Consider the following 19,166-nt stretch of genomic DNA (forward strand, 5'->3'; position numbering starts at 1 on the left):
GGATATGTAGAGGCTAATTTTTTTACTTGGGGCGGATTTTTATTGCTTTTAATGCAGTTTGCCAAGCAACTTTAATTATTTTAAACGCCAGGGATTGTTAAGTTGATTTGGTAAAAATACTTTAGCCGTGCGATCGACTATTCTAGTAAAGAGCGATCGCGTTACGTTTTTGGCGTACTGAGGACGGTAAGGATAAGTGCAGTGCATTACTTTAATCGGTTTGTCGATCGTATAAACATCTTTCCACTTATCCAAGTAGTTGTAAACCGGGGACAAAGTTGTCATTTTCGGTTTCACCGATTCAACAGCAGCCGCAAAAGCGCCCTGATCTTTCAAGAGTAACACATTTTGATGCGCTACTACCATATCGAAATATTTCTTAAAGTTTGTGAACAATTCCTGAGTTTTACTGCTTTTCGTAAAAGCGATAAATCCGCCATTGTATTGAATGCTATTTTCGTTTAGCGGCAACCCGACAGACTGCAAAGTTGACAGAATATCCTGCTTGACTCTTAATAAATTTGCAGCTTTAGCAATCGCAGGCTGCACATCTTCCGTCACCAACAAATCCACCCCATCAAGAAACTCGAATACCTCATCTATTGGCGACAGCAAACAAATATCACAATCCATATAAATAGTTTTCTCAAATAAAGATTCCCCGTACAAAGCCAGCTTAGCTTGCCGCGACGCTAAAACAGGGTTTTCGTGAGACGGTGCAGGTTTCAATATGACATTTCCAAACACCTGAAGTAAAGGATATAAAATTAGAGGTACTCTATCTATTAAAATAATAATGGGTTCGCGGTGAAACTTCCTGACAGACGCCAGAAAATGAACGCAATCCTGGAAAGAGTAAAGACCGGTTAAAATAGTGATAAATCCCTTGACTGCTAATTTATTTGAATTCATTGATTTACTTATTTACCGAGCGTGGGTCCACTCCCAAAAGCTCTCACTCCAGTCATCTCGATAGTGAAAAATTCCTTGCCATTCATAAAAATGTACAAAATCTTTCAGGTTAATTGTTTTATTGACATTTACGATCATGTAAAGAGGTTTATCTCCATAAAAAGAAGCCCACATAGTATAACTGCTAGGCGGTCCGACAACATAGTCGCACTCAGCCAGAGCATACATATCTTCAATTAAATGACCGCTGCCAAATCCACAGTTAAAATTATCAAATAAACTCTGATTTTGCGGAAGATTAGAAAAAATCAAAAACTTAATTTTTTTTCCTTCAAATAGCCTTACCACAGAATTCATGACTTGTAAATATTGCTCAGTTGTGTAAAAGTACCTCCCTTTTTGATGCTGAGCATAATCCCCTTGGCGGATGTGAATTCCGACGAGCATATCAGAGTTCTTTTTTAAATTCAATATCAAACGATCTACATTGATTCTATATCGCTCTAATGGTTCAAAGTAGGCTCTAATCGGGTCGGCGTACTTGTGTAACTTGGAAACATCTTCTACAAACCAGCCATCTCGAAACAGCCAGCCTTGAAAACAAACTATTGAACCCTGCTTGATTTGTTCTCTCTCCTGATATTTGAGCCAGCTAAAAGGTTCTTTTCGGGTTATTTCTTGCGTTTTTAATATTTTTTTATTTCTTAATAAATTAATAAAATTATAATATTTACTTCTGACAAAGTTGTTGCCTGCTGTGGTAAAACATGGAGGAGGATAACAACACAAAAAATCCCCCGCGGTTCCCACAAAGAATTCTGCATATTCGTCAAAAGCCGGATTGAGAACAGTCAAATTATGCTCGATCGCCCAAGCAATGAAATTAGCAAAAAGCAGCAGTCGATTTCCGAGTTGCCCCGACTTAGCAGATATTATTAGCATATTGTATTTTTGGGGCGGGCGGGAAGCCCACCCTACAACAATTTAATCAAACTTTGCTGTAATGGTAAGGTGTGCAATGCCCACCATACATACTAAGAGCTGTGGCGTTTTTGATGCCACTGCCAAGCATGGGAGATAATGTTCTTAATGTCGGGATATTCTGGAGACCAACCCAAGGTTTTGATGGCTTTCTCGCTGCTGCCAACCAAAGCAGGCGGGTCTCCAGGACGGCGATCGCACTCAACAGCTTTAATCTCTTTTCCCGTCACTTGACGAGCCGTTTCTATCACCTCTTTCACCGAAAACCCGCCGCCGTTTCCCAAGTTAAAGAAATCAGATTTGCCACCATTTAACAAATATTCTAATCCCAAAATGTGAGCAGATGCCAAATCGTTAACGTGAATGTAATCCCGAATGCAAGTACCGTCAGGAGTATCGTAATCTGTGCCAAAAATCGCGATCGAATCTCGTTTCCCCAAAGCAGCGAACAACACCAGCGGAATCAAGTGAGTTTCTGGATTGTGATCCTCTCCTAACAACCCATTAGGATCGGCCCCAGCCGCGTTAAAATAGCGGAAACAAACAGACTTGAAATCGTACGCAGCGTCAAAATCAGACAAAATCCGCTCTACCATTAACTTAGTAGCACCGTAGGGATTGATCGGGTTTTGTGGGTGGTCTTCGGTGAGCGGAATTTTCTGCGGTACGCCGTAAGTCGCGCAAGTAGAAGAAAACACAAATTTCTTCACGTCAGCAGCGAGCATTGCTTCCAAAAGGGTAATAGTACCGATGACATTGTTGCGGTAATATTTAGCGGGGTCGGTAACAGATTCGCCCACGTAAGCGTATGCAGAAAAGTGCATTACCGCATCAATTTTGTGCGTAGCAAACAAGTTGTCTAGGAGAGTGCGATCGTTCGTGTCGCCAACTACTAACTCTACCTGCAAAGCCCGATCTACTAAATCTCTGTGACCGTAAACTAAATTATCCAAAATCACCACACCGTAACCGGCGTTTTTCAGCGCTAATACCGCGTGAGAGCCAATATATCCAGCTCCGCCTGTCACCAAAATAGTTTGTTTTTCTGCACTCATTTTCTTCTGCCTGTTTTTGTAGCTGGGATTGCCAATAGCCTTGTTAATTTGAGACTTCCACATCTGACGCTTTCACGCTCCGCGTGAGCCGGAGAATTAAAGCAAAATATATAGGCTTTGCTGTGCGAGACGGGACGATCGCACTCCTAAAAAACGCTTTTTACACTCCAGATAGATGCTGACTGTGCAAGTCTTTCTATTCAATCGATAAACTTGAGGCGACCAATTTGGATATAATCAAATATGCGATTAATCTGATGTCGATCCTCTTCTGAAATTTTATCATCTGACAGGATAGCCGAAGTCAAAACTAAATGTTCCCGGCGAGTAATCTTACCAGACGCTACAATCCGATCGACTTTTTGAGAAATTGTTAAGTTCGATTTGTTGTGAGATGTTCGCATTTATTCGATCGCTTTTACGCTAAAATAATTAAAGTGGATTGCAGTTCTTGACCCAAAAATATTGCGTACCCAACCGTAAATCACTTGGATCAATAGCAGAAATAACGTATCAGAGTTTTACTTCCCAAGATAGATATGCGGACTTAATAAATCTGCAATCAGCCTTCGGATAGCGTTCAGACTAACTTAATTATATAATATTTTTCCGAGAGAGGCACTTTTCTATGCAGGTTTATCGGCTTCCGGTACTGTCCGACAATTACATTTTCTTGCTGCACGACCCCGATCGCCACACAGCAGCAGTCGTCGATCCAGCACGGTCGCAGCCAGTATTAGAGCAACTGCAAGCACTCGGAGCCGAATTAACCGCAATTTTCAATACCCACCACCACAGCGACCACATAGGTGGCAATCAGGAACTCATCGATCGCTTTCCCCAAATTAAAGTTTACGGTGGCGCAGAAGATAGAGGCAGAATTCCCGGACAGCAAGTGTTTTTACAAGCGGGCGATCGAGTTTCTTTTGCCAACAGAACCGCCGAAGTCTTCTTCGTACCCGGCCACACAAAAGCTCACATCGCCTACTATTTCCCCCCCAGCAACCCAGGGGAAACCGGCGAATTGTTCTGCGGCGACACCTTATTTGCCGGAGGCTGCGGCCGACTATTTGAAGGCACTCCCGCCCAAATGTTAGCCTCTCTGGGGCAACTGCGAAACTTGCCCGATAGTACGAGAGTCTGGTGCGCCCACGAATACACGCTGAACAACCTGCTATTTGCCTTGAGTGTGGATGGCCACAATCCCGATTTACAGCAGCGCTTCGCCGAAGTCAAGGAAGCGCGGAGTCGATCGCAACCTACAATACCATCATCGATCGGGCTCGAAAAAAGCACAAACCCATTTTTGCGCTGGGATTTTCCCAACATCCAATCAGCCGCCAACACCCGCGATCCAGTGCAAACCTTCGCTCGATTGCGCGGCATGAAAGACCAATTTTAACTTTAACGTTTTTGTTGTTTTAGGTAACTCTTAAACTTGAGTATCGGTTCGCTCAACCACCTGTCAAGTCTTTTGTATTTTACGTTAAAGCTCGACAGCCCCTTAAACTTATTTGGAATTTTTTCCAGTTCGTCCTTAAACGGTGTCTGAGACAACATATCAAGCCATAATTGATTGGGGGCAGTGCTTTCCCACGGTTTCGGTCTTGACATAAAGTGCATCACTTTACTTGACATATCATCAGTCTTGTGGTTATTCCAAATTTGCTCTAATTGCTTCCACCTTCCCACTAAAACTGAATTTAATGCACCTTGATCGCGATCGCCCCAAACGTGGGTTCTAGCATTTTGGAGCAACTTTTCCGACAGTTGCTCTTCCTCCCAATGCTTCATGTTGTAAACTAAAACACCACTGTTGAAATAAGGGTTTCGATCTTGATAATTGTTGGGATTTCCCCAGGTGTTGGCTGCGGCTGCTATCGGCAGAGTTTGAAAATCTAGGTTCCACAGCGGCTTTAAGCTGCCCAGAACGATCGTATCGCTGTCGAGCCAAATCAGCCTTTCTGTTTCTTTAGTATATTTTCGCGGCTCCAATTTAACGTAAGGAAGTTTAGAACCTGATACCGAAAGAAGTTGGTCGTAATTAGATTGCAATTCTTGCCATTCAATCTGGTATTTGCAGCAATTCTGTAACTGTTCCTTTTGCGGTGAATATATCCTGGTAGATACAACGCTAATTTTGACCTGCTCCTTCCCAGATTGGCTAACATTCAGATCTACAGACTTGAGAAGTGCTGCTAACCCGAGAATATAGGTGCGATCTGCTGCTGTGAATATGTGCATAGGATTAAGTTTGTGAGATGAACGGCAAAGGTGACACAAACGTTGGGAATTGAGCAAGTAGGCGACCCTGTATTGAGGTAAATGCGATCGCCCATTTACCGTTGAGACGAACAAAATCTTGCCTAAATTTCCGGTTAGATTTACACAAACAAACGGGGATTCTAAGTAGTTAGGCGCAAATAAAGTTTACCATGTAACAGAATGTAAGGCGGGCATAACAAGAGCGATTGCTTCGTTTCACTCGCTGCGAGAGAGGGGTTATGTATTTGCAAGCTTCATCTACTTATTTATCTGTGTGCAAGTACCATCTGTTCGCACCCGAAAACGAGCAACAGCCATTGGTAATATGCAGCAACGCGAAAAATAATGAGACGGACTAACCTGCCATTTGAAACAGCCAGAAAATTCCCCGTCGCCTGTGCTGAATCCCGCAACTGGTTCAGACGTGGGACTCTACGATAAAATAAATTGTCTAGAGATCGATATTACCGCACAACGATCGACATCCATCTTAGGTTTGAAGTGTCACCCTGCTCAAATCAAAAGTTCCTCTGCTTATTTCCCTATTATCGATCGCGATTTGCTTTGCCAAAAGTAAAATGAGCGTTGTTAGAAACCGATGCAAAACCCACGCAATACTGAACCCCAAGCAAAAATCGACCCCTCTGTTTCAACGGATTCTAACAAAGTGTTCTACCCAGCCGCGCCTTTGCCAACCGATGTAGGGATGCTTCTGCAATTGGCAGACGGTAGCATTCAGGGCTGCAATTGTCACGCCCAGGATCTGTTGGGGATGACAGCAGAACAGATGCTCTTATGCACTTCAATCAACAGTCGGTGGCAGACTGTGCGTGAAGATGGCTCGGATTTTCCCCGCGAGACGCATCCGGCGATGGTGGCGCTGCAAACCGGGCAACCATGTTTAAATGTCATCATGGGCTTTTATCGGCCACAGGGAGAATTGATTTGGTTGACGCTCAATTCTCAACCTTTATTTCAGGGAGATCGATCGACTCCCTATGCGGTAGTAACAACCTTCACTCCTATCGCTCAACCTCAGCCCGAACCAGTCTGTAATGCGCCCGCGCCACAACTGTCAGACACCCTCGAAAGTATTTCGGACGGGTTCTTTGCTTTGGATCGAGACTGGCGATTTACCTACCTCAATTCGCAAGCGGCGCGGTGGCTGAATCGACCCTCGAAAGATTTGATTGGCCACAGCATTTGGGAAGAGTTTCCCGAATCAGTGGGCAGTTTGTTTGAGCAGGAATATCGCCACGCCGCCACCTTCCAAGTTACAGTTAGTTTTGAATCTTTTTATCCGCCACTCAATGCTTGGTATGCGGTACGAGCTTATCCTATCCCATCGGGACTTGCCGTTTATTTTCAAGATGTCACCGAGCAGAAGGCGGATCGGGCTGCTTTTATTCAACAAGCGCAAACAGCGCAGCAACAACTAGCAGAAATCGAGGCGATTTATGCTAGTGCGCCGATCGGACTTTGCTTCCTTGATACCGAGTTGCGGTTTGTCCGCATCAACGATCGCCTCGCAGAAATTAACCGAGTTCCAGCCGCCGCCCACGTCGGCAAAACATTGCGCGAAATCTTGCCAGAAATGGCAGATGATTTAGAGCCGCTTTACCGACAAGTTATTGAAACTAAAGTTCCACTAAAACAGCTCGAAGTTCGGAGGACTAACTCAGTACAGCCGGGAGGAGAACAGGATTGGCTGTTGAGTCTCTATCCGCTGAAAGCCGAGGACGATCGCGTTTTGGGCGTGAATGTAACGGTGCATGAAATTACCGAACGCAAAGCTACCAAAAAAGAAATTCAACGCCTCAACCAAGAACTAGAGCGACGAGTTAATGAACTGCAATCGATACTTGATGCTGTACCCGTCGGTATTACGATCGCCGACGACCCACAGTGTCAAGTAATTCGTGCTAACCGGTTTGCCCAGTCGATGTTGATAGTGCCACCCGATACAAATGTTTCTGGAACCGGAGAGCAAGCTGCAGCCCTTCCGTTTAGACGATTCCGCAACGGAGAAGAAATTCCCGGAGAACAACTGCCCATGCAACTAGCCGTGGCTTCCGGCGTCCAAGTGCGAGATATGGAAATTCAAATGGTGCGCGAGGACGGGGTTGCCTTTGATTGGTTGGTGAATGCGGTGCCGTTATTTGACGAGCAGGGTGCAGTTCGTGGCTGTGTGGCGGCGTTTATGGATATTAGCGAGCGGAAACAAGCTATTGCTGCTTTGCGCCGTTCCGAGGAACGCTATCGCACTTTGTTTGAGTCCCTAGACGAAGGTTTTTGCATCATCGAAATGCTGTTTGACGCCAACGAAAAGCCGATCGATTACCGCTTTTTGGAAGTTAATCCGGCCTTTGTCAAACAAACCGGACTCGAACAAGCTGTGGGTAAAACGGCGCGACAGATGCTTCCTGAACTCGAAGATTATTGGTTTGAGATGTACGGCAAAGTCGCGCTGACGGGGGAGTCCTTGCGCTTCGAGCATGGCTCTGAAGTCATGAACCGCTGGTTTGAGGTTTCGGCGTTCCGCACTCCTGAGCCGCAGAGCCGAAAAGTCGCCTTACTTTTCAAAGAAATCAGCGATCGCAAACAGTCGGAGAATCGGCTGCGGCAACAGGAAGAACAACTGCGGCTGTTCGTCAAACATTCGCCTGCGGGAGTGGCGATGTTTGACCGCCAGATGCGGTATATGCTGGTGAGCGACCGCTGGGTATCAAGTTATGGGATCGGTGCTCAAAACATTGTGGGCCGATCGCACTACGACATCTTTCCGGAATTGCCCGATCGTTGGAAACAAATCCACCAGCGGTGTCTGGCGGGAGCAGTCGAAATGTCCCAAGAAGATCCGTTTCCCCGCGCTGATGGCTCGATCGACTGGGTGCGCTGGGAAATTCACCCTTGGCGAACCAACAGCGGTGAGATTGGCGGCATCATGATTTTTTCCGAAGGAATCACCGAGCGCAAAAACGCTGAACTAGCGGTGCAAGCTGCAAACCAGCAAGTTAGCAATATTATAGAAAGTATTACCGATGCCTTTATGGCAATCGATTCACAATGGCGCTATACCTACGTTAATGCCACTGCTGAAAAACTGCTTTCTCGATCGAGAAACGACTTGTTAGGTCGATCGATCTGGGAGCTATTCCCCGCCGAGGGAGAATCCAATTCGATGGTATATCAAGAATTTCATCGAGTCGTTAACGAGCAAGTTTCTGTCAAGTTTGAAGAGTTTTCGCCTTCACTCCAAATGTATATAGAAGTGAGCGCCTATCCAGCGGCCGAAGGACTTACGGTTTATTGGAGCGATATTAGCGATCGCAAACGCACCCAAGAAGAACTGCGGCAAAAAAATGCGATTTTGAATCTAATTAACGAGTCAGCGCCCACGCCAATTTTTGTCAAAGATCGAGAAGGACGGATTATTTATGCAAATCCAGCCACGCTGGACGTACTGGGAAAACCTGCTGCTGAAGTAATTGGCCGGCGCGATCGCGATTTATACCCAATAGCAGAACTTGGAGCCACAGTCACGGGCAACGATCGGCGCATTATGGAATCCGGACAAACAGAAGTCGTCGAAGAATCTCCCGATGGCATTCGGACATTTGTGTCAATGAAAGCTCCCTACCGCAATCAGGCGGGAGAAGTCATCGGCTTGATTGGCATCTCCAACGACATCACAAATCGCAAACGATCGGAAGTCGCCCTACAAGAACAAACTAAGTTACTGCAAGTCATCATTGACAGCATTGGTGATGGTTTAATTTTGGCAAACCAACAAGGGCAGTTTGTGTTGTTTAACCGAGCCGCCGTGGGGATATTCGGTCAGCTATCGAATGAAAAATCCCATGAGAAATGGTCGAGAACTTACGGACTATTTATGGCAGACAAAAAAACCCTCTTTCCCGACGCTGAACTACCTATAGCCCGAGCAATCAAAGGTGAATATGTCAATGATGTAGAGGTATTTGTGCGCCGCAAAGATGTCGCAGATCGCTGGATCAGTATCAGCGGTTATCCGGTAGTTGATACTAGCAGCGAAATCACAGGCGGAGTGATTGTCTGTCGGGATATCACAGAACGCAAACAAGCTTTATCAGCGCTGCAAGAAAGCGAAGAACGATTCCGCAATATGGCTAACAATGCTCCTTTTATGGTCTGGGTAACAGACTCGACAGGCTATTGCAATTTCTTGAGCGAAACCTGGTATGAATTCACAGGTCAAAGTGAGGAAACAGGTTTGGGATTGGGTTGGGTTAACGCGCTGCATCCAGAAGACCGAGAACAGGCCAAAAATGCGTTCTTGACCGCCAACGAACGCCAGGAATCGTACCGCGTGGAATTTCGCCTCGGGCGTAAGGATGGCGGATATTCTTGGGTGATAGATGCGGCTGCTCCCAGATTTTCCGAAAGGGGACAATTTGAGGGTTATATCGGCTCTGTTATCGACATTACAGAACGCAAACAAGTGGAAACTGAGCGCGATAGGGTTCTGCAATTAGAACAAACTGCCCGCACGGAAGCCGAGCGAGCTAACCGCATTAAAGACGAGTTTCTGGCGGTGCTTTCTCACGAGTTGCGATCGCCCTTAAATCCGATTTTAGGCTGGTCGCAACTCCTCGTCGGCGGCAAGCTGAGCGCGACTCAAAGTGCCAAGGCTTTTGAGACGATCGAGCGCAACGCCAAACTGCAATCTCAACTAATCGAAGACTTGCTTGACGTGTCTCGGATTCTGCAAGGAAAACTCAGATTGAATGTCGCTCCGATGAATCTGGCAAGCATTATTCCGTCTGCTGTGGAAACCGTACAATTAGCAGCAGAAGCTAAACAAATTAAAATTAAAATAATTTTAAATCTCGATGTCGGCCAAGTTGTAGGCGATACAAGTCGCTTGCAACAAATTGTCTGGAATTTGCTGTCAAACGCGGTTAAATTCACGCCCGAAGGCGGCCGAGTTGAAGTTCGATTAGAGCAAGCCGAACACCAAGCTCAAATTCAAGTCATAGACACTGGTAAAGGCATTAATCCCGATTTCTTACCTTATGTTTTTGACCATTTTCGACAAGAAGATGGCGCCACAACTCGTAAATTTGGTGGCTTGGGACTGGGATTGGCGATCGTCCGCCAACTGATCCAACTTCACGGCGGAACGGTGTTTGCAGAAAGCGCCGGAGAAGGTCAAGGAACGACGTTTACGGTGAGATTACCGCTATTAAATGATGGTTCTAGAAGGCAGGAGGAGGAAGAACGTCATGGGGATGCTTGTCCCGATATGCCATTCTTGCCGCTAGGTGGATTGAGAATTTTGGTGGTAGATGATGAACTCGACTCGCGAGATTTTGTCGCTTTCGTGCTTGAGGAAGCGGGTGCAGAGGTGATTTCCCTGTCATCTGGTGCTGAGGCTCTAGAGTCGATCAAACAAACTGCACCGGATTTGCTCGTCAGCGACATCGGAATGCCCCAGATGGACGGCTATATGTTGATAAATCGCATCCGCACTCAGCTTGCGCCTGAGTATCGGCAGTTGTTGGCGATCGCCTTAACGGCCTATGCTGGAGAAGGGAACCAGCGCCAAGTTTTACAAGCCGGATTTGACAAACACTTAGCCAAGCCGATCGATCCGACCCAGTTAGTTGCTACTGTAGCGCGATCGATCACCGCCAAGCGCCTTGAAAATAAAGCCTGAGTGCTCCGTAATACATGGCACTGTAGTTGATTTGGCTCATTACAGCACCCCCTTTTTGCGTAATTTCAAACTGAATTTGCCCGTTAAAAATATTATTCCTGTTTCTTCCCTAGAACCTCCAATCTCAACATCCATCCGTTATATCCGTTACATCCGTTACATCCGTTGCCGAACTTCCTTGCGATCGCCCCTCAAACTTCGCTATTATAAAAAGTTGCAGTTAAAACCCCACAACCCACGATCATGGCCAAGCGCGTCCAATTAGTTTTAAATAAAGATGTCAGCAAACTCGGTAAAGCTGGCGACGTAGTAGAAGTAGCCCCGGGCTACGCCCGCAACTACCTAGTACCCCAAGGAATGGGATTTAGAGCCACTCCTGGCATTCTCAAGCAAGCAGAACGCCGCCGTGAAGAAGAAAGACTGCGCCAGCTAGAGCTCAAGCAGCAAGCTGAAGTCCGCAAAACCGCCCTCCAATCGGCTGGGCCTTTTATCATCTCCAAGCAAGTTGGCGAAGCTGACGCGATTTTTGGTACTGTCACCAACCAAGAAGTAGCAGAACTGATTTTCAACTCTACCAGTCAAGAAGTCGATCGGCGCGGCATCACTCTGCCCGAAATTCGCCAAACTGGTACATACAAAGCTGAAATCAAACTACACGCAGAAGTTACCGCCGAAGTTGATATTCAAGTTGTTCCGATGTAATTAAGAGTCATCAGTCATCAGTCATCAGTCATTAGTTGTTAGTCATTAGTCATTAGCTAACAACTAAGCACTGCTAACTTGAAAAGTGAGTTACGCTAACTTAGACATTGAGAACTGATTACTAATAAGTGGCAACTAATAACTAATGACAGAGAACAATTGACTAATGAGCGATTTGATGCCGACAAATATAGAGGCAGAAGAAGCAATTTTGGGCGGGATTTTAATTGACCCCGAAGCTATTTCCCGAATTGCCGAACTGCTGCGACCGGAGTTTTTTGCCATCACCGCTCATCAAGTCATTTATCGCTCGGCATTAGGGCTATTTTTACAGGGTCAACCTACCGATTTAATGACGGTAACAACGGCGCTAACCGACCGCAACCAGTTAGAGCAAGTAGGAGGACTAACTAAATTAGCACAATTAGTCGATCGCACAGTTTCCGCAGTCAACATCGACCAATATGCAGTTTTAGTTGAAGACAAATATCAGCGCCGCAAATTAATCGAAGCTGGCAACAACATAGTACAATTAGGCTACGAGACGGCAACACCACTAGAAACAGTCTTAGACCGCGCCGAACAAGAAATTTTCAGCATAACTCAAGAACGCCCGCAACAGGATTTAGTGTCGATCGGCGAAACACTAAACCAAACATTTCAAGACCTAGAAAATCGCAATGAAGGCCTGACACTTCCCGGTATTCCCTGCGGTTTTTATGACTTAGATGCCATGACAGGAGGCTTTCAGCGATCGGATTTAATCATCGTTGCAGCTAGGCCGGCGATGGGCAAAACAGCCTTTTGTACCAATATCGCCCACCACATCGCCGCCGGACAGCAAAAATTGCCGGTTGCCGTTTTCAGCTTAGAAATGTCGAAAGAACAGCTAGTGCAGCGTATCCTGTCCAGCGAAGCCAAAATAGAAAGTAACAGGTTGCGATCGGGTAGAATCAGTCAAAACGAATGGGAACCAATCAGTACAGCCATTGGCAATTTATCAGAACTACCACTCTTTATTGACGATACTCCAAATATTACCGTCACAGAAATACGATCGAAAGTCCGCCGCCTCCAAGCAGAACAAGGCGGAACCCTAGGATTAGTCTTGCTAGATTACCTGCAATTAATGGAAGGTACCAGCGACAACCGCGTGCAAGAACTATCTCGAATTACCAGAAGTCTTAAAGGTTTAGCCCGCGAACTCAACGTGCCGATTATTGCCTTATCTCAGTTGAGTCGGGGTGTGGAAGCGAGGACAAACAAGCGACCGATGATGTCTGATTTGAGAGAAAGCGGATGTCTCGGTGGCGATAGTTTAGTTATCCTGGCGGATAGTGGATTAGAAGTCCCGATCCGTGATTTAGTCGGCAAATCTGGCTTTGCTGTTTGGGGATTAAATTCAGATACCCTGAAACAGGAAAAAGCGATGGTGACTAATGCTTTTTGTACTGGAGTCAAGCCCGTCTGGGAGATGACGACTTGCTTGGGAAATTCGATTACAGCAACAGGCAATCATAAGTTCTTTACATCAGATGGTTGGAAGCGTTTAGATGAATTAAAAATAGGCGATCGAATTGCTACACCTCGCTCAATTCCTTGTACTGAAGTGCAGACGATGGGTCATGCTGAATTAGCTTTACTAGGACATTTAATTGGTGATGGTTGTACTTTACCCCGACATACTATTCAGTACACGACGCGAGAATTAGATTTAGCTGAATTAGTTGCACATTTGGCGCGAGAAGTATTTGGTGATAAAATTAATCCCCGCATTAAACGGGAACGCGATTGGTATCAAGTTTATCTCCCCGCTAGTTATAGTCTCGCTCCCAATATTAAAAATCCGATTACTAAATGGCTCGAACAATTAGAAATATTTGGTTTACGTTCCTATGAAAAATTTATTCCCAGTTTAGTATTTACCCAACCGCAAGAATCGATCGCTCTTTTCCTTCGACACCTATGGGCAACGGATGGTTGTATCCGCACGAGTAAAGACAATTCCCACTATCCCAGTGTTTACTATGGATCTAGTAGCGAAAAACTAGCGCGGGGAGTTCGAGCGTTATTATTAAAATTGAATATTAATGCCTCTTTGAAATCCATTGGCCAAGGAAATAAAGGACGAACTCAATATCAAGTATGGGTAGGTGGGAAGCAAGAGCTAGAAAAATTTGTATATCGGATTGGTGCCGTTGGCAATTATAAACAAGAAAGTTTAGCCGCAGTCAAAATATATCTAGAAAAAGCGGGAGGGGCTAATACCAACCGAGATTTAATTCCCAACCAAGTTTGGCGAACCCAAGTTAATATGGCCAGAGAACGTTTGGGTTTAACAACTAAACAAATTCAAGCAAGTTTGGGCGTGCGCTATTGTGGCGACAGTTCCTATCAATGTGATATCAGTCGAGAACGAGCTATGCAGTTAGCTACTCTTCTAGAATCTGAAGAAATCCTGAAAATTGCTGTTAGCGATATCTATTGGGATAAAATAAAAAAAATTCATTTCATCGGCGAAGAAATGGTTTACGATCTAACGGTAGAGAAAGTTGAAAACTTTGTTACACAAGGATTGTACGCTCATAATAGTATCGAGCAAGACGCAGATTTAGTAATTATGCTCTACCGCGATGAATACTATAACCCTGATTCCCCCGATCGCGGAATTGCAGAAGTAATTATTACCAAACACAGAAACGGCCCCACAGGAATCATCAAACTATTATTTGACGCCCAATATACCTGCTTTCGCAATCTGGCATCTCCGAAGCGATCGTAAATCAACCAGGACATACACAGAAACCCGGTTTCTTAATAAAAAAACCGGGTTTCTAAACACCGTAAAAGTTTTACGTTGAATTAGATTGACCTACCTAGCCAGCAATTTTTAACAATTCCACATCAAAAATCAGCGTAGCATTAGGAGGAATGACCCCGCCCGCACCGCGAGCACCGTAACCGAGTTCAGGGGGAATAATCAACTTGCGACGGTCTCCAACTTTCATCGTACCGACACCTTCATCCCAACCCTTAATTACTTGACCTACGCCAATTTTGAACTGAAAAGGAGAATTGCGATCGCGCGAACTGTCAAACTTCGTGCCATCCTCCAAAGTCCCAGTGTAATGTACCACAACCGTCTGCCCGGTTTTTGGAGTCGCCCCATCACCCTCTTTCAATTCCACATATTTCAGACCTGAATCTGTGGTGACAGTTTTCTCAGTATTATCAGTCATGTTATTGCCAGCGATAGTAGCTGGTACCTCCGGTAAAGTAGCATCAGCTACTAGCAAGTTATTTTCATTCAAAGACTGCGCTGACAACTTCTCAATAGCAGTCTCTGGTAAAAGATTGTTCAATTCGGCTGCAACTGCTTGGGACCCAGAACCGCCCATTTGAGCGACTATCAAAAACACAAAGCAAACCAGCATTACTCCCAAGCTGACTAGAACTCCTCGCAAAATTAATCCTCCTAATACTTTTAACCGTGATATCTCAGATATCTAAGACATCTAGTACAACAAGAACTACCAAATGTTATCTGAACTTTTCCACCAAAAAACGGCAGATTCCAGATAATTTTAAAGGCAAAAGTATGAAGTCAGAATGTTTGTAATTCTACATAAATGGCTTCTACATAAGTGCCTTTTTTAGCCTTCAGCCTTCGGGTGACAATTTTATCACAAGATAGCAGCGAACTCCTTGCGGGCGTTAGCGAAGCCCTCGAAGAGGATCGAACTCAGCGCCAGTTACGGTTTTCTAAATCCCGCATCTGACGTTCCAAACGATCGAGCCTTCCCCGCAACTCATCCATTTCGGACTGTCGGGGAACTCCCATATCTTGGAGAATATTCCGCAATTGCCGCTGCAACTGCGTATCCCAATTGCCCTGTTCAGACTTGAGGTGCTCAGTCATGTCATCGACAAAGGTTTTGGCTTGCTCAGGATTGATTTTGCCATCTTTGACCCATTGCTCGCTAGCTTCCTGCAATTTCTCGGCTACGAGAGAGGTAGTACCAATGCCCAGCATTACCAGTTGTTTGAGTAAGTTGCTATTGTTATCCATAGATTTTTCCTAATGTTTGCCCTTTCATGCCCGATCGGCTCAGGTCGCCTGCTGTCGCTGCGAAACCATCTGTAAACTTAAAGTTACATCAGCGCACACCTACCTTTCTATTTTGGAGCATCCAGCCGCCTGATGGCGAGCCGATCGCGCTAATCGGCGTTCGGAAAACCCGCTAATGAGCCTACCCACCACATTACCCCATAACCTTGCTGTCTATGCCTGATTGCCCCCGCTGTCACCAACCTGTAGACGCCCAAGCGCTTGCCTGTCCGCACTGCAAAATCCCCCTCAAAGCTTTCGGTCATCCGGGTATCCCTCTTTATCGATCAAAACCCGAAGAATTTCTCTGCCCTACCTGTATTTATCACGAAGACGACACTTGCAACTACCCGCAGCGTCCGTTTGCCAAAGAATGCACGCTTTATCACGATCGAGCTGAGCCACTTGTGCCACAGACAAGCCATTATATCAGCAGCGGCTGGCCGCAATCAATCAAAAATTGGTGTCAGCGCCATCTCGTTTGGTTAGCTTTATTAGGCTTAATTATTATTAGCATTGCTCTGTCGATTTAATCTCACATCTTGCACCATTTTCAATAACAGGCAAGATGCCTGTTCCACAAAGAGTAGATTTTCTCGCTTCACAGGCATCTTGCCTGTTCATAAAAGGCTTATTGACAATGGTGCAACATCTCTGTTCACTCGGATTGTACAAAGCCTAGAATAGAGATATCTCTGTTAATCTGGGTTGCTCTATTATTCTCTAAATTATTCATGAGCTACGTATTCGGCATCGACGGCGGCGGCACTAAAACTATCTGCCTTTTAATGGATGACAACCACCTTGTTTTAGGACGCGGTGAAGCAGGACCGTCAAATTATCAAACCCTGGGAATTGAGACAGCAAAACAATCCATCCAATTGGCGATCGAACGAGCAGTTCTTTCCGCTCAGGTCGAGGCTGTAGGCAATCTCAACATAGAAGCAATTGGTTTGGGACTAGCAGGCGTCGGGCGTCCAAAAGATCGTGAAATAGTACAATTTGTAGTGCAGAACTTGCAGTTGACAAATACTTTACCAGTAACCCGATCGTTCTTGCCCAGGAATATAGTAATTTGCAGCGACTGCGCGATCGCACTTGCTGGCGGTACAGGTCATCCAGTGGGTATCGCCGTTATTTCAGGAACCGGTTCGATTGTTTTCGGGCAAAACCGTCACGGGAAAACTAAACGAGTCGGCGGTTGGGGATATATTTTAGGCGATGAAGGCAGCGGATATAACATCGCCCTTCAGGGTTTGCAAGCTGCTTTGAAGTTCTATGACGGACGCGAAGATTTTACCCTGCTTGCCGAAAAATTTCAAAAGCATTTAGGCCTCAATAACCTAGAAGAATTGGTAGAAGTCGTTTACGGGCGCGGTTGGGGAGTCAAAGAAATTGCAACTTTAGCACCGATAGTCGATCGAGTCGCAGCAGAAGGCGATCGCGTCGCTGACGGCATTATCAATAATGCTGTGGCAGAATTAACCTATTCAACAAAAATAGCCATTTCAGCGCTATTTAACCAAACAGAAGAATTTGAAATTGTGCTCGTAGGAGGTGTGTGGGGCGGCGAGGCAAATTGCCGAGGTCGGTTTGAAGCTGCAATAAGTGCGATCGCCCCAAAAGCTAAGGTAATCTCGCCCCGATACGAACCAGCTTTCGGTGCTGGATTGTTAGCCTTAAACGCTCTCAACAATTAATTGTTGACTGTTGACTGTTGAATGCTGACTTTTGACTATCTTCCTTATCTTCCCGATCGCCCCTGTATTGCCGATTTTCTCGATTTTTCTAAATTTTCAACTTCTGGATTATCGACCTTATCTTCCCAACTGGTAGAATTCAAGCCTGCCATAATCAAAACATCAGATGAATGCGAAACAAGAAACAAATTTAGCAGTAGTGCGTTCCTAAGTAAACAAAAACCGAAGCAAGGAGACAATTTATATGATTACTTCTCAAAAATGGCGTTCAGCAACAGCAGCAATCCTCGCACTGGGCATTACAGTTGGAACCAGTGCGCCCCTAGTGGTAGCTAATCCCGCAGAAGCTCAACAACGAATTTCCCAATTTGATAGCATCCGAATTCCATCGGGCAGTGTAATTCCAGTTAGCTATGAAAAAGACAAAATAGTTGTCACCCGCGAAGAAACTGCACCTTTAACTTTAACAGTAGCGCGAGACATCCGCACACCTCAAGGCAGAGTATTAATCCCCGCAGGCAGCCAGATAGTCGGGGCACTGCAACCTGTCAGAAGAGGCAATCAAAGTGGTACTCAATTTGTTGCCAGAGAGTTAATTATCAGCCGCCGCCAACGCTATCGGATTGACGGAAATTCAGGAATTATTACCCGAACCCAAAGAGTCCAAAAAGGTGCTGGTACAGGTTCAGTAGCCCAAGGTGCAGCCTTGGGTGCAGCAGCAGCAGCAGCACTAGCAGGCATTACCGGCGACAAAGCCATCGCCACGGAAGAAGTATTAGGAGGCGCTGGGATCGGCGCTTTAGCTGGAGTATTGTTGGGGCGGCGCAGCGTTGACGTACTTGTAATTCGCCCGGAACAAGATTTAGCAGTGAGATTGCGATCGGACATCGTACTCCGGTAATATTGGAATCTTCGGATTAATTATTTGCAGTAAAACATTGTCGATCGCTAACTTGTGGTCTCCCGATAATTGGCTAGGCATACTGTTAAGGTTGTGCCTAGCCATGTTTGTTGGCGGAATTATTGGATGGGAGCGCCAACTCAGAAACAAACCAGCGGGATTGAGAACTCATATGCTAGTTAGTATGGGTTCTGCACTGTTTGTTTTAATGCCGCTGGCAATGGGTAAAAATGAAAACGGAGGAGATGCTGTAGCGCGCGTAATTCAAGGCATTGCTGCCGGGATTGGGTTTTTGGGAGGTGGAGAAATCCTGCGGCAAAATCAAGAGGAAATAGGTAAAGTTGAAGTTCACGGACTCACCTCTGCCGCCGCTATTTGGGTATCAGCAGCTTTAGGAACTGCGGCAGGATGCGGCTTGTGGCAACTGGCATTGATTGGCGCTTTAATGTCGCTGTTTGTTCTGAGAGTAATAAAAGAGCTAGAGCGTCGGAGTCGTAGGAAATAGTTTCATTGAGTATATTAAATTTGGCAAAATAACCTTACAATGTTGCTAGTGACGCCGAAATTACCAACTCGTTTGATGAAGGTTCACGGTCTCACTACTAACCAATTTGATTGCGGTTAATCGAGGGTAAATAATATTAGCTTTTTCATACCTAGTCGAGTTAATCACTTATCATAAATTGTTGGCTATCCTCCCCGCCAGACCTTTCAAGTTAGTGAAAAAGTGGCTCAAACCTATCACAAGGAGTGCAACCGGAATTGATATATAGCAATCCTAAATCAATTGTAAAATATATGGTTTCACCAATCCTGATTAACTTGGTATTAATTTAGGCTTTTT

16 protein-coding genes are annotated in these 19,166 nt (G+C 45.4%); 9 read left to right on the forward strand and 7 right to left on the reverse strand.

Annotation, left to right across the window (positions count from 1 at the left end):
- Positions 1–75 precede the first annotated feature (75 nt).
- From QUA27_RS21805 to QUA27_RS21820, 4 genes are all read right to left on the reverse strand, one after another.
- Positions 76–912 carry a hypothetical protein gene (locus QUA27_RS21805; RefSeq protein ID WP_333070432.1) on the reverse strand — a complete coding sequence of 279 codons (837 nt, stop codon included), beginning with the start codon at positions 910–912 and terminating at the stop codon, positions 76–78.
- A gap of 12 nt (positions 913–924) precedes the next feature.
- The gene (locus tag QUA27_RS21810; RefSeq protein WP_333070433.1) at positions 925–1,854 is read right to left on the reverse strand and encodes an alpha-1,2-fucosyltransferase; all 930 of its coding nucleotides are present in this window, start codon (positions 1,852–1,854) and stop codon (positions 925–927) included.
- 92 nt (positions 1,855–1,946) lie between these two features.
- Positions 1,947–2,948 carry a UDP-glucose 4-epimerase GalE gene (gene galE / locus QUA27_RS21815; protein WP_333070435.1) on the reverse strand — a complete coding sequence of 334 codons (1,002 nt, stop codon included), beginning with the start codon at positions 2,946–2,948 and terminating at the stop codon, positions 1,947–1,949.
- Between the two features lie 200 nt (positions 2,949–3,148).
- A complete protein-coding gene (locus tag QUA27_RS21820; protein ID WP_190659093.1) occupies positions 3,149–3,352 on the reverse strand; it encodes a hypothetical protein in 204 nt (67 codons plus the stop codon).
- A gap of 224 nt (positions 3,353–3,576) precedes the next feature.
- Between QUA27_RS21820 and gloB the strand changes: the two genes are divergently transcribed.
- A complete protein-coding gene (gloB, locus tag QUA27_RS21825; RefSeq protein WP_333070437.1) occupies positions 3,577–4,350 on the forward strand; it encodes a hydroxyacylglutathione hydrolase in 774 nt (257 codons plus the stop codon).
- Positions 4,351–4,352: 2 nt separating this feature from the next.
- On the opposite strand, the gene QUA27_RS21830 is transcribed toward gloB, so the two are convergent.
- The gene (locus QUA27_RS21830) at positions 4,353–5,192 is read right to left on the reverse strand and encodes a glycosyltransferase family 8 protein (RefSeq protein ID WP_333070440.1); all 840 of its coding nucleotides are present in this window, start codon (positions 5,190–5,192) and stop codon (positions 4,353–4,355) included.
- Between the two features lie 388 nt (positions 5,193–5,580).
- On the opposite strand from QUA27_RS21830, the gene QUA27_RS21835 reads away from it, so the two are divergent.
- The 4 genes from QUA27_RS21835 to QUA27_RS21850 all read left to right on the forward strand — a co-directional run bounded on the left by QUA27_RS21835 (position 5,581) and on the right by QUA27_RS21850 (position 14,395).
- Positions 5,581–5,790, forward strand: coding sequence for a hypothetical protein (locus tag QUA27_RS21835; RefSeq protein ID WP_333070442.1), 210 nt, complete (start codon positions 5,581–5,583; stop codon positions 5,788–5,790).
- 21 nt (positions 5,791–5,811) lie between these two features.
- The gene (locus QUA27_RS21840; protein WP_333070444.1) at positions 5,812–10,911 is read left to right on the forward strand and encodes a PAS domain-containing protein; all 5,100 of its coding nucleotides are present in this window, start codon (positions 5,812–5,814) and stop codon (positions 10,909–10,911) included.
- A gap of 243 nt (positions 10,912–11,154) precedes the next feature.
- Positions 11,155–11,613 (forward strand): 50S ribosomal protein L9, encoded by a 459-nt coding sequence (gene rplI / locus QUA27_RS21845; protein WP_006634794.1) that lies wholly within the window; start codon positions 11,155–11,157, stop codon positions 11,611–11,613.
- Between the two features lie 166 nt (positions 11,614–11,779).
- Positions 11,780–14,395 carry a replicative DNA helicase gene (locus QUA27_RS21850; protein WP_333070447.1) on the forward strand — a complete coding sequence of 872 codons (2,616 nt, stop codon included), beginning with the start codon at positions 11,780–11,782 and terminating at the stop codon, positions 14,393–14,395.
- A 94-nt stretch (positions 14,396–14,489) separates the two neighbouring features.
- Here QUA27_RS21850 and QUA27_RS21855 read toward each other — a convergent pair whose 3' ends face one another.
- Positions 14,490–15,077 carry an FKBP-type peptidyl-prolyl cis-trans isomerase gene (locus tag QUA27_RS21855; protein ID WP_333070450.1) on the reverse strand — a complete coding sequence of 196 codons (588 nt, stop codon included), beginning with the start codon at positions 15,075–15,077 and terminating at the stop codon, positions 14,490–14,492.
- A 278-nt stretch (positions 15,078–15,355) separates the two neighbouring features.
- The gene (locus QUA27_RS21860) at positions 15,356–15,682 is read right to left on the reverse strand and encodes a phasin family protein (RefSeq protein WP_006634797.1); all 327 of its coding nucleotides are present in this window, start codon (positions 15,680–15,682) and stop codon (positions 15,356–15,358) included.
- Between the two features lie 215 nt (positions 15,683–15,897).
- Between QUA27_RS21860 and QUA27_RS21865 the strand changes: the two genes are divergently transcribed.
- The 4 genes from QUA27_RS21865 to QUA27_RS21880 all read left to right on the forward strand — a co-directional run bounded on the left by QUA27_RS21865 (position 15,898) and on the right by QUA27_RS21880 (position 18,827).
- The gene (locus QUA27_RS21865) at positions 15,898–16,254 is read left to right on the forward strand and encodes a zinc ribbon domain-containing protein (RefSeq protein ID WP_333070452.1); all 357 of its coding nucleotides are present in this window, start codon (positions 15,898–15,900) and stop codon (positions 16,252–16,254) included.
- A 201-nt stretch (positions 16,255–16,455) separates the two neighbouring features.
- On the forward strand, positions 16,456–17,421 hold the full coding sequence (locus tag QUA27_RS21870; protein WP_333070454.1) for an N-acetylglucosamine kinase: 966 nt from the start codon (positions 16,456–16,458) through the stop codon (positions 17,419–17,421).
- A 244-nt stretch (positions 17,422–17,665) separates the two neighbouring features.
- Entirely contained in the window at positions 17,666–18,322 is a 657-nt protein-coding gene (locus QUA27_RS21875) for a hypothetical protein (RefSeq protein ID WP_333070455.1), read from the forward strand.
- A gap of 103 nt (positions 18,323–18,425) precedes the next feature.
- Positions 18,426–18,827, forward strand: coding sequence for an MgtC/SapB family protein (locus QUA27_RS21880; RefSeq protein ID WP_333070456.1), 402 nt, complete (start codon positions 18,426–18,428; stop codon positions 18,825–18,827).
- The last annotated feature ends 339 nt before the right edge of the window (positions 18,828–19,166 follow it).

The sequence above is a fragment of the Microcoleus harperi Pol14_C6 genome, assembly GCF_036701295.1.
In the GTDB taxonomy this organism is placed as follows: Bacteria; Cyanobacteriota; Cyanobacteriia; order Cyanobacteriales; family Microcoleaceae; genus Microcoleus.

Coding starts and splice junctions, on each gene's coding strand:
- QUA27_RS21805 (WP_333070432.1), bottom strand. CDS start 912: ATGAATTCAAATAAATTAGCAGTCAAGGGATTTATCACTATTTTAACC.
- QUA27_RS21810 (WP_333070433.1), bottom strand. CDS start 1,854: ATGCTAATAATATCTGCTAAGTCGGGGCAACTCGGAAATCGACTGCTG.
- galE (WP_333070435.1), bottom strand. CDS start 2,948: ATGAGTGCAGAAAAACAAACTATTTTGGTGACAGGCGGAGCTGGATAT.
- QUA27_RS21820 (WP_190659093.1), bottom strand. CDS start 3,352: ATGCGAACATCTCACAACAAATCGAACTTAACAATTTCTCAAAAAGTC.
- gloB (WP_333070437.1), top strand. CDS start 3,577: ATGCAGGTTTATCGGCTTCCGGTACTGTCCGACAATTACATTTTCTTG.
- QUA27_RS21830 (WP_333070440.1), bottom strand. CDS start 5,192: ATGCACATATTCACAGCAGCAGATCGCACCTATATTCTCGGGTTAGCA.
- QUA27_RS21840 (WP_333070444.1), top strand. CDS start 5,812: ATGCAAAACCCACGCAATACTGAACCCCAAGCAAAAATCGACCCCTCT.
- rplI (WP_006634794.1), top strand. CDS start 11,155: ATGGCCAAGCGCGTCCAATTAGTTTTAAATAAAGATGTCAGCAAACTC.
- QUA27_RS21850 (WP_333070447.1), top strand. CDS start 11,780: ATGAGCGATTTGATGCCGACAAATATAGAGGCAGAAGAAGCAATTTTG.
- QUA27_RS21860 (WP_006634797.1), bottom strand. CDS start 15,682: ATGGATAACAATAGCAACTTACTCAAACAACTGGTAATGCTGGGCATT.
- QUA27_RS21865 (WP_333070452.1), top strand. CDS start 15,898: ATGCCTGATTGCCCCCGCTGTCACCAACCTGTAGACGCCCAAGCGCTT.
- QUA27_RS21870 (WP_333070454.1), top strand. CDS start 16,456: ATGAGCTACGTATTCGGCATCGACGGCGGCGGCACTAAAACTATCTGC.
- QUA27_RS21875 (WP_333070455.1), top strand. CDS start 17,666: ATGATTACTTCTCAAAAATGGCGTTCAGCAACAGCAGCAATCCTCGCA.
- QUA27_RS21880 (WP_333070456.1), top strand. CDS start 18,426: ATGTTTGTTGGCGGAATTATTGGATGGGAGCGCCAACTCAGAAACAAA.